Source organism: Streptomyces griseoruber (assembly GCF_001514205.1).
In the GTDB taxonomy this organism is placed as follows: domain Bacteria; phylum Actinomycetota; class Actinomycetes; order Streptomycetales; family Streptomycetaceae; genus Streptomyces; species Streptomyces griseoruber.
In genome coordinates, this window is the sequence record NZ_KQ948806.1 from 1 (window position 1) to 11,011 (window position 11,011).

The window sequence follows — 11,011 nt, forward strand, 5'->3', positions numbered from 1 at the left end:
CGGCGCCCTCGCACGGAACAAGGCCACGCGCTTTGTCGAACTCGGTCCGGACGGCACCCTCACCGCCCTCGCCCGCACGCTCCTCGACGACGACCGATGCGTTCTGGCGCCCACGCTGCGCAAGGAAGGGCCGGAAGCGGTGACGCTGCTCCGTGCCGTCGCCGCGCTGCACGCGCACGGAAGCAGCCCGGACTGGCCCGCGCTGTTCCCCGACGGCCGGACGGTCGAACTGCCCACGTACGCCTTCCAGCAGCGACGCCTCTGGCTCGATCCGGTGCCCGGCACCGGGCGGCGCGCCGGCGGTCATCCGCTGCTCGGTGCCGCCGTCACCCTGGCGGACTCCTCGTCCGTGCTGTCCACCGCCGTGCTCTCCACCCGCACACACCCCTGGCTCGCCGACCACACCGCGGCGGGCGCCGCGACGCTGCCCACCGCCGCCTACGTCGACTTCGCCCTCCATCTCGGCGCGGTCGTCGGCTGGCACCACGTCGTCGAGCTGGAACAGGAGCGACCGCTCGTTCTCGACGGCCATCGGCCCGTCGAGATCCAGGTCGTCCTCGACGGCCCGGACGAGGACGGCGTCAGGACGTTCACCTGCCACTCCCGGCCCGCCCCGGCCGCCGCCGACCGGACGCGGGACGACGCGAACGCTGCCGACCGGCCCTGGATCCGCAACGCCCGCGGTGTCCTGGCGCGGGCCGGGGCCACGCCGGAGCAGCCCGGGCCGGAGGCACGGGACGGCGCCTGGCCGCCGCCGGGCGCCCAGGCCCTGGACGCCGACGAGGTCGAGGAGCTGTACGAGGCGTGGCGGGCCCGCGGGCTGGACCACGGCCCCGCATTCCGCGGACTCACCGCCGTGTGGCGGGCCGGGGACGAGACGTACGCCGAGATCGCCGTACCGGAGGAGTTCCGGGCGGACGCCCTGCGGGTCGCCCTGCACCCGGCGCTCCTCGACGCGGCCCTGCACGCGGCCCCCGCGCTCGGCCACCCCGGGGGCTTCGCCGCGACATGGCGGGACTGCACCCTGCACGCGGCCGGCGCCGAGGCGCTGCGGGTCGGGCTCCGGCCCCGCTCCGACGGCACCCTGCGACTCGACCTCGCCGACGAGTCCGGCACCCCGGTCGCCACCGTCGGCGCGGTCGCCCTCACCCCCGTGGACGAGCTGCCCCCGGCGGCCTCGGCCCCGGCCGGTGACGACCTGTTCGCCGTCGACTGGACCGCACTGCCCGTGGCCGCCGCGCCCGAGCCCCGGTCGGCGGTGGCCTTCCTGGGCGCCGGGCCGGCTCCGGCGGACGCCGACGTCCACCCGGACCCGGACGCCTTCTTCACCGCCCTCGCCGACCCCGGCGCACCCGTGCCGGACCTGGTCCTCGTGCCCTGGCGGAGCGGTGACACGGAACCGCCCGGCGCCGTGCACGAGTCGGCCGCCGCGGCCCTGGAACTGCTCCAGCGCTGGCAGGCCGAGGAACGCACGGCCGGCGCCCGGCTGGTCCTGCTCACCCGGAACGCGGTGGCCGTCCGGCCGGGTGAGCCGGTCGCCGACCTCGCCGCGGCCGCCGTACGCGGTCTGGTGCGCTCGGCGCAGTCGGAGAACCCGGGGTCCTTCCTGCTCGTGGACACCGACGCCGGCACCGACCCGGAGTCGCTCCTCGCCGCCGTCTGCGAGGCGGCGCACCACGGGGAGACGGAGATCGCCCTGCGGGCCGGCCGCGCCCACGCGGCCCGTCTCGTCCGGCACCACCCGGACACCTCCACGAGGCCGCTCCTCGATCCGGAGCGGACCGTGCTGATCACCGGGGCGGGCGGCGTCGTCGCCGCGGCCGTCGCCCGGCACCTGGTCACCGCGCACGGAGCACGGCACCTGCTGCTGGTGAGCCGCCGCGGCCCCGAGGCACCCGGAGCAGCGGAGCTGCGCGCCGCCCTGGAACAGACCGGTGCCGAGGTGACGCTCACCGCCTGCGACGTGGCCGACCCGGCCGCGCTCGCGGCGCTCCTGGACACCGTGCCCGAGAGGCACCCTCTCGGCGCCGTCTTCCACGCCGCCGGCGTGATCGACGACGGCGTGATCCCCGCGCTGACCCCGGACCGTCTGTCGGCCGTGCTCCGGCCCAAGGCGGACGCCGCCGCTCATCTCGAACGGCTGACCCGTGGCATGGACCTGTCGGCGTTCGTGCTCTTCTCGTCCGCCGCCGCCACCTTCGGCGGTCCCGGCCAGGGCAACTACGCCGCCGCCAACGCCTTCCTGGAGGCGCTGGCCGCCACCCTCCGCGCGCAGGGACGGCCCGCCCTCGCCCTCGGCTGGGGCCTGTGGGCCGAGGAGAGCGGCATGACGGCCGGCCTCGCCCACGCCGACCGCACCCGGATGGCCCGCGCGGGCATCGCGCCGCTGTCCACCGCCGACGCCCTGCGCCTGCTCGACCTCGCGTCGGCACAGGACCGCCCGGTGCTTCTGCCGATGCGGCTGGACCTGGCCACGGCGCGGGCCGCCGCCACCCCCACCCCGGCCCTGCTGCGCGACCCCGCCGCGTCCGTGCGCCGTACCGCCGGGACCCCCCGGTCGGGCGGACGCCTGGCCCGTACCCTCACCGCGCTGCCGGTGGCCGAGCGGCCCGGCGCCGTCCTGCGCCTGCTGCAGACGGAGATCGCCACCGTTCTCGGCCATGCTCCCGACGCCCCCGCCGCCGACCCCGAACGGGCCTTCCGCGACCTCGGCTTCGACTCGCTGACCGCCGTCGACCTGCGCAACGCGCTGCAACGCCGCACCGGCCTGCGACTCGCGCCCAGCGTCGCCTTCGACCACCCCACCCCGGCCGCGCTCGCGGGCCATCTGCTCAGCTCGCTGTCGGACGGCGACGGATCCGCCCGGCCCGCCACCACCGCGCCCCGTCCCGGGCACGGCGGCACGGACGAACCCATCGCCGTCGTCGGCATGGCCTGCCGGCTTCCCGGCGGCGCCGACACGCCCGAGCGGCTGTGGGACCTGCTCGCCTCCGGCGGCGACGGCCTGACCGGATTCCCCGACGACCGCGGCTGGGACCTCACCTCGCTGTACCACCCGGACCCCGACCACGAGGGCACCAGCTACACCCGCACCGGCGGCTTCCTGTCCGGCGTCGACCGGTTCGACCCCGCCTTCTTCGGCATCTCCCCACGCGAGGCCCTGGCCATGGACCCGCAGCAGCGGCTGCTGCTCGAAGTGTGCTGGGAGGCCGTCGAGCGCGCCGGCCTCGACCCGCGGACCCTGCGCGGCTCCCGCACCGGCGTCTTCGCCGGCACCAACGGCCAGGACTACCCGGCCCTGCTGCGCACGTCCACGGACGACGTCGACGGCTACCTCGGCACCGGCAACGCCGCCAGCGTCGTCTCCGGCCGCATCTCCTACACCCTCGGCCTGGAAGGCCCCGCCGTCACCGTCGACACCGCCTGCTCGTCCTCCCTGGTCGCCCTGCACTGGGCGGCGCGGGCGCTGCGCGCGGGGGAGTGCGACCTGGCGCTCGCGGGCGGCGTCACCGTGATGTCGACCCCGGCCGCGTTCCTGGAGTTCAGCCGTCAGCGCGGTCTCGCGCCCGACGGACGCTGCAAGGCCTACGGCGACGGCGCCGACGGGACGGGCTGGGGCGAGGGCGCCGGGATGCTGCTGGTGGAGCGGCTGTCCGACGCCCTGCGCAACGGGCACCGCGTCCTCGCCGTGGTGCGCGGCAGCGCCGTCAACTCCGACGGTGCCAGCAACGGCCTGACCGCTCCCAACGGTCCCTCGCAGGAACGGGTGATCCGGGCCGCGCTCGCCGACGCCGGGCTCACCCCCGCCGACGTCGACACCGTCGAGGGACACGGCACCGGCACCGTCCTCGGCGACCCCATCGAGGCACAGGCACTCCTCGCCACCTACGGCCAGGACCGGGAACGCCCCCTGTGGCTGGGCTCGGTGAAGTCCAACCTCGGCCACACCCAGGCCGCCGCCGGGGTCGCCGGCGTCATCAGGACGGTGCTGGCGCTGCACCACGGCGAACTGCCCCGCACCCTGCACGCCGACCGGCCCTCCAGCCGCGTCGACTGGACCTCCGGCGCCGTACGCCTGCTGACCGAGGCCCGGCCGTGGCAGCGCGAGGAGGGCCGCCCCCGGCGCGCGGGTGTCTCGTCCTTCGGCTTCAGCGGCACCAACGCCCACGTCATCCTGGAAGAGGCTCCGTCGAACCCGGTCGCACCCCGCACCGGCGCGGAGATCCCCGCGCGGCCGGTCAGCCACGCGACGACGGCCTGGCCGCTGTCCGCCCGCACCCCCGAGGCGCTGCGCGCCCAGGCCGGGAAGCTGCTCGACCACGCCGTCCGGCACCCCGAACTGTCCGCCGCCGACCTCGGTCACTCCCTGGCGACCACCCGCCCGGCCTTCGAACACCGCGCGGTGCTGCTCGGCACCGGACGCGACGACCTGCTCGCCGAGCTGGCGCGGCTCGCCTCCGGACCGTCGCCGTCCGACGGGACGGGCGCCGCCGTGCGCGGCGGGCGCACCGCCTTCCTCTTCACCGGCCAGGGCGCCCAGCGCCCGGGCATGGGAGGCGGCCTGTACGCCGCCTTCCCGGTCTTCGCCGACGCCTTCGACGACGTGTGCGCCCACTTCGGCGCCGATGTTCTCGGCACCCCGCTGCGCGAGGCCGTCCTGGGCGACGCCGGAGCGCTGCTGGACCGCACCGGCTACGCCCAGCCGGCCCTGTTCGCGCTCGAGGTCGCCCTGTACCGGCTCGTCCGCAGCCTCGGCGTCACCCCCGACCACCTTCTCGGCCACTCCGTCGGCTCCCTGACCGCCGCACACGTCGGCGGAGTCCTCTCCCTCGGCGACGCCTGCACCCTGGTCACGGCCCGCGGCCGGCTGATGGACGCCCTCCCCGGCGGCGGCGCCATGGTCGCGCTCCAGGCCACCGAGGAGGAGGTGCTGCCCCTGCTGGACGGCCGCGAGCACCGGGTGGGCGTGGCCGCGGTCAACGGACCCCGCTCGGTGGTGGTCTCCGGCGAGGAGGACGCCGTACGGGAGGTCGCCGCCCGCATCGAGGAACTGGGCCGGCGCACCAAGCGGCTGCGCGTCAGCCACGCCTTCCACTCGCCCCTGATGGAGCCCATGCTCCAGGACTTCCGCGAGGTGGCCGCCACGCTGGAATACCACGCGCCGCTGATCCCCGTGGTCTCCGACGTCACCGGCCGGCCGGCCGGCCCCGAAGAACTCGCCTCGCCCGACTACTGGGTCCGGCATGTGCGGCAGGCCGTCCGCTTCCACGACGGCGTGCGCACCCTCCAGGCGGCCGGTGTCCGCCGCTACCTCGAGATCGGCCCCGACGGCACGCTCACGGCCCTGGTGGCCGATGCCGTCACCGACCCCGCCGGCACCGACGCCGTCGCCCTGCTGCGCCCCGGCCAGGACGAGACCGCCGGCCTGCTCGCCGGACTCGCGCGCGCCCACACCCAGGGCGTCGACGTCGACTGGAGTGCCGCCACGGGCGGCCCCGGCGAGATCGTCGACCTGCCCACCTACGCCTTCCAACGCGAGCGCTACTGGCCGGCCACGGGCGGCCGCAACGCCGGAGACCTGGCCGCGGCGGGCCTCGCCGACGCCGGACACCCGCTGCTCGGCGCCCGCGTCGACCTCGCCGACGCCGACGGCCACGTCTTCACCAGCCGGCTCTCCGTGACCGACCAGCCGTGGCTCGCCGATCACGCCGTCGGCGGCACCACCGTCCTGCCCGGCACCGCCCACCTCGACCTGGCGTTGCTCGCCGCCGAGCGCGTGGGCTGCGACCGGATCGCCGAACTCACCCTGGTCGAACCGCTGTTGCTGGCCGACGGGCAGGCCGTGACCCTGCAACTGCGGGTCGGCACCCCCGACGCGGACGGCAACCGCCCGCTCGGCGTGCACTCCCGGCCCGTCGACGCCTCCGCCGACCGGCCCTGGACCCTGCACGCCGACGGCATCCTCGCCCCCGCCGCCCGTCCGGAACCCGACGGCGCCCCGCTCGCCGACTGGCCGCCCGCGGGTGCCGAGGAACTGCCCGTCCACGACACCTACGCCCGCCTCGCCGCGGCCGGGTTCGGTTACGGACCCGTCTTCCGGGGGCTGCGCGCCGCCTGGCGGCTCGACGGCGACGTGTACGCCGAGATCGCGCTGCCCGACCAGGCACACGCCGACGCCCCCCACTACGGTCTGCACCCCGCGCTGCTCGACGCCGCCCTGCACGCCACCGCCTTCCTGCCGCTGGACGACTCCGCGCCCGGCCGGCTGCCGTTCTCCTGGCGGGACGTGACCCTGCACGCCACCGGCGCCACCGCCGTACGCGTCCGGATCGCCCTGAGCGGCGAGGACACCGTCGCCCTGGACGTGGCCGACGCCACCGGCCGGCCCGTCGCCTCCATCGGGTCCCTCGCCCTGCGCGAGATCGACCCCGAACGGCTGCGCGCCCGGCCCGACCGGGGCGCCGGCGACCTCTTCCGGCTCGACTGGCAGCCGCAGCCGGCCACCGGCGAGGGGCCGTACCCGGGCCGACTCACCGTCCTCGGTGACGCCGCCGGCCGGGAGTTCGCCGCCCTGCTCGCCACCGCCGAAGTCCCCGTCGACGTCACCGAGGCCGCCGACCTCGCCACCCTGGCGGCGGCCCGGACCGACACCGCCCCCGGCACCCTGCTCGCCGTCGTCCCCCACGACGACGGCCCGCTCGACCGGGCGGGCCGTACGGCGGCCCGGCACGCCCTCACCCTCGTACGCCAACTGGCGGCCGCACGACGGCTGGACGCCACCCGGCTCGTGCTGGTGACCCGTGAGGCGCTCATGCCGGACGGACCCGCCGGACCCGGGGTGCGCCACCCGGCCGCGGCATCGGCCTGGGGCCTGGTCCGCTCGGCGCAGTCCGAGCATCCCGGCCGGTTCGTCCTCCTCGACACCGACACCGCGGCCGCCTCACTCGCCGCCCTGCCCGCCGCCCTGGCCCGCACCGACTCCCAACTGGCCCTGCGCGAAGGGACGGTGCACCTTCCGCGGATCGCCCGCACCGATCCGGCCGCCGCCCTGCGCCCCCCGCACTCCACCTCGGGTACGGCCTGGCGGCTCGACATGGTCCGCAAGGGCACCCTCGACGGGCTGGAACTCGTCGCCGCCCCGGACGCCGAACGCGCCCTCGCCGACGGCGAGATACGGCTCGCCGTCCGCGCCGCAGGCGTCAACTTCCGAGATGTGCTCAACGCCCTCGGCATGTACCCCGGTCCGGCCCGCGACTTCGGCCTGGAGGGCGCCGGAGTGGTCACCGAGGTCGGCCCCGGCGTCACCACCCTCGCCGTCGGCGACCGCGTCATGGGCATGTTCCCCGCCGCCTACGGACCCGTGGCGGTCGCCGACGCCCGCACCGTCGCCCGGGTCCCGGACGGCTGGACGTTCGCCCAGGCGGCGACCGTGCCGATCGTCTTCCTCACCGCGTACTACGCCCTCGTCGACCTCGGCGGCGTGACCGAGGGCCAGACCGTTCTCGTCCACGCGGCCGCCGGCGGCGTCGGAATGGCCGCCACCCAGCTCGCCCGCCACCTCGGCGCCGAGGTGTACGCCACCGCGAGCCCCGGCAAATGGGACGCCCTGCGCGCCGCCGGACTCGACACCCCGCACATCGCCTCCTCCCGCGACCTGTCCTTCGAGACCGCCTTCCGTGCCGCGACCGGCGACCGCGGTGTCGACCTCGTCCTGGACTCCCTGGCGGGCGAGTTCGTCGACGCGTCCCTGCGGCTGCTGACCCCCGGCGGACGGTTCCTGGAGATGGGCAAGACGGACGTCCGTGACCCCGAGGACGTCACCGCCCGCCATCCCGGCGTCCACTACCGGGCGTTCGACCTCATCGAGGCCGGACCCGACCGCATCGGCGAGATGCTCACCGCGCTCGTCGACCTGTTCGAGACCGGAGTACTGACCCCGCTGCCGGTCACCCCGTGGGACGTGCGCCGCGCACCGGAGGCCTTCCGCCACATGTCGCAGGCCCGGCACGTCGGCAAGGTCGTCCTCACCGTCCCCGCACCGCTCGACCCGCACGGCACGGTCCTCGTCACCGGCGGCACGGGCGGCCTCGGCGCCCTGCTCGCCCGCCACCTGGTCACCGAGCACGGCGTACGTCACCTGCTGCTCGCCTCACGTCGTGGATCCGCCGCCCCCGAGGCCGCCCCACTCGTCACGGAACTGGAGGAACTCGGCGCCGAGGTCCGGGTTCTGGCCGCGGACGTCGCCGACCGGGACCAGGCCGCCGCCCTGCTCGCCTCCGTACCCGACGGGCATCCGCTGACCGCCGTCGTCCACGCCGCCGGCGTCCTCGACGACACCGTCGTGGACCACCTCACCCCCGAGCGGCTGGACGGCGTCCTGCGGCCCAAGCTGGACGCCGCGGTCCACCTCCACGACCTCACCCGCCACCTCGACCTGAGCGCGTTCGTCCTGTTCTCCTCGGTCGCCGGCACCCTGGGCGCCCCCGGCCAGGCCAACTACGCCGCGGCCAACGCCTTCCTCGACGCCCTCGCCGAGTACCGGCGCGCGCGGGGCCTGCCCGCCCTGTCCCTGCCCTGGGGACCCTGGTCCCAGGCCACCGGCATGACCAGCGGCCTCGGCGACGCCGACCTCCGCCGCATGGAACGCGCCGGACTGCCGCCGCTCGCCCCCAAGGAGGGTCTGGCCCTCTTCACCGAGGCACTGGACCAGCCGACGGCCGTGTGCCTGCCGATGGCGGTGGACACGACGCGCCTCGGCGCCGAGGGCCCGGTACCGCCGCTGCTGGCCGGCCTGGCCCGGACCCGCCGCACCGTCGCGGACCGCGCACCCGCCGCCCGGCCGGGCGACAGCGGGGACCTCGCCGCCGAACTGACCCGGCTCGACGCCGCCGACCGGCACCGCAGGCTGGCCGAAGAGGTCTGCCGCCAGGTCGCCGCCGTCCTGGGACACGCATCCGCCGCCCGGATCGACCCGGAGCAGTCCTTCAAGGAACTCGGGTTCGACTCGCTCACCGCCGTCGAACTGCGCAACCGGCTGAACGCCGCCACCGGGGTGCTGTTGCCGGCCACCCTGGTCTTCGACTATCCCACCCCGGCCGCGCTCGCCGACCACCTGAGCCGGGAGCACTTCGCAGCCGGACCGGACCAGGTCCCGACCGCGCCGGGCACGGCCACCCCCCGTCCGGGGGAACCCGACGAGGCGGCCATCCGCAAGCTGCTGACGTCCATCCCGATCACCAGGTTCCGCGAGTCGGGGCTGCTCGACGCGCTCATGGACCTCGCGTCGGCCCCCTCCCCCGCCCCCGCCGCCCGACCCGGTCAGGAGCCGCCGACCCCGGCCGACGGCACCGACGTGGACGTCGACGACATGGACGTGGACGACCTCGTCCGGATGGCCCTGGGCGCGGACGACTGAGCGTCCGCGCCCGTCCCGATCCGTCCAGCCCGTCTGGACCCCTGTCTGCATCGAAGCGTGAAGTGTGGAGCTGAGCATGTCCTCCGAAAAAGTCGTCGAAGCCCTCCGTGCCTCGCTCCGGGAGAACGAACGGCTGCGCAAGCACAACCAGCGGTTGCAGGAGGCGATGACCGAGCCGGTCGCCATCGTCGCCATGGCCTGCCGCTGGCCGGGCCGAGCCGACACCCCTGAGGACTTCTGGCGACTTCTCGCGGACGGCACGGACGCCATGACGGGCTTCCCCACCGACCGTGGCTGGGACCTCGACGCGCTGTTCGGGCACGCGGGCACCGACGGCGGCAGTGCCGCCGCGCAGGGCGGCTTCGTCCACGGCGCCGACCGCTTCGACGCCGACTTCTTCGGCATCTCTCCGCGCGAGGCTCTCGCCATGGACCCGCAGCAGCGGCTGCTGCTCGAGGTGGCCTGGGAGACGGTGGAACGCGCGGGCATCGCCCCCGCCGCCCTGCGCGGCAGCAGCACCGGCGTCTTCGTCGGCTGCAGCAACCAGGAGTACGGCTCCGTACTGCGCGACGTCCCCGACGGCGTCGCGGGCCACATCCTCACCGGCAACACCGGCAGCGTCGTCTCCGGGCGCGTCGCCTACACCCTGGGCCTGGAAGGCCCTGCCATCACGGTGGACACGGCCTGCTCCTCCTCCCTGGTCGCCCTGCACCTGGCGGCACACGCCCTGCGGGCGGGCGAGTGCTCACTGGCCCTGGCGGGCGGCGTCGCCGTCATGTCCACCCCTGGTGCCTTCGTCGAGTTCAGCCGCCAGGGCGGCATGGCCACCGACGGCCGCTGCAAGCCCTTCGCGGACGCGGCGGACGGCACCGGCTGGGGCGAGGGCGCGGGGCTTCTGCTGCTGGAGCGGCTGTCGGACGCGCGGCGCAACGGTCACCGGGTGCTGGCCGTGATCCGGGGCAGCGCGGTCAACCAGGACGGCGCCTCGAACGGCCTGACCGCCCCCAACGGGCCCTCGCAGCAGCGGGTGATCCGGGCGGCCCTGGCGAGCGCGGGGCTGTCGGCGGCGGACGTGGACGCGGTCGAGGCCCACGGCACCGGCACGACACTGGGCGATCCGATCGAGGCCCAGGCCCTGCTCGCCACCTACGGCCAGGACCGTGCCGAGGACCGTCCCCTGTGGCTGGGCTCGGTGAAGTCCAACATCGGGCACACCCAGGCCGCCGCCGGGGTGGCGGGTGTCATGAAGATGGTGCTGGCGCTGCGTCACGGAATGCTGCCGCGCACCCTGCATGCCGACACGCCGTCCACCCACGTCGACTGGTCGGCGGGCGACGTGCGCCTCCTGAACGAACCGCGGGACTGGTCCCGGACCGAGGACCGCCCGCGCCGCGCCGGTGTGTCCTCCTTCGGCATCTCCGGCACCAACGCGCATGTGGTGTTGGAGGAGGCGGAGGCGTCGGAGGCGGTGGAGGAGTCCGCTGGGTCCGGGGCTGGGTCCGGGGCCGGTGACGGCGGGGTGGTGCTGTGGCCGGTGTCGGCGCGTGGGGAGGGGGCGCTGCGGGCGCAGGCGGCGAGGCTGCTGGGTGCGGTGGA

Annotated in this window: 2 protein-coding genes; both read left to right on the top strand. The window is 76.1% G+C overall.

The window, feature by feature from the left end; translation table 11 throughout:
* Nucleotides 1-139 precede the first annotated feature (139 nt).
* Nucleotides 140-9,415 (top strand): type I polyketide synthase, encoded by a 9,276-nt coding sequence (locus tag AQJ64_RS44520; protein WP_211286543.1) that lies wholly within the window; start codon nucleotides 140-142, stop codon nucleotides 9,413-9,415.
* 70 nt (nucleotides 9,416-9,485) lie between these two features.
* Nucleotides 9,486-11,011 (top strand): type I polyketide synthase (locus tag AQJ64_RS44525; protein ID WP_483316196.1); only part of this gene is annotated, 1,526 nt, incomplete at its 3' end.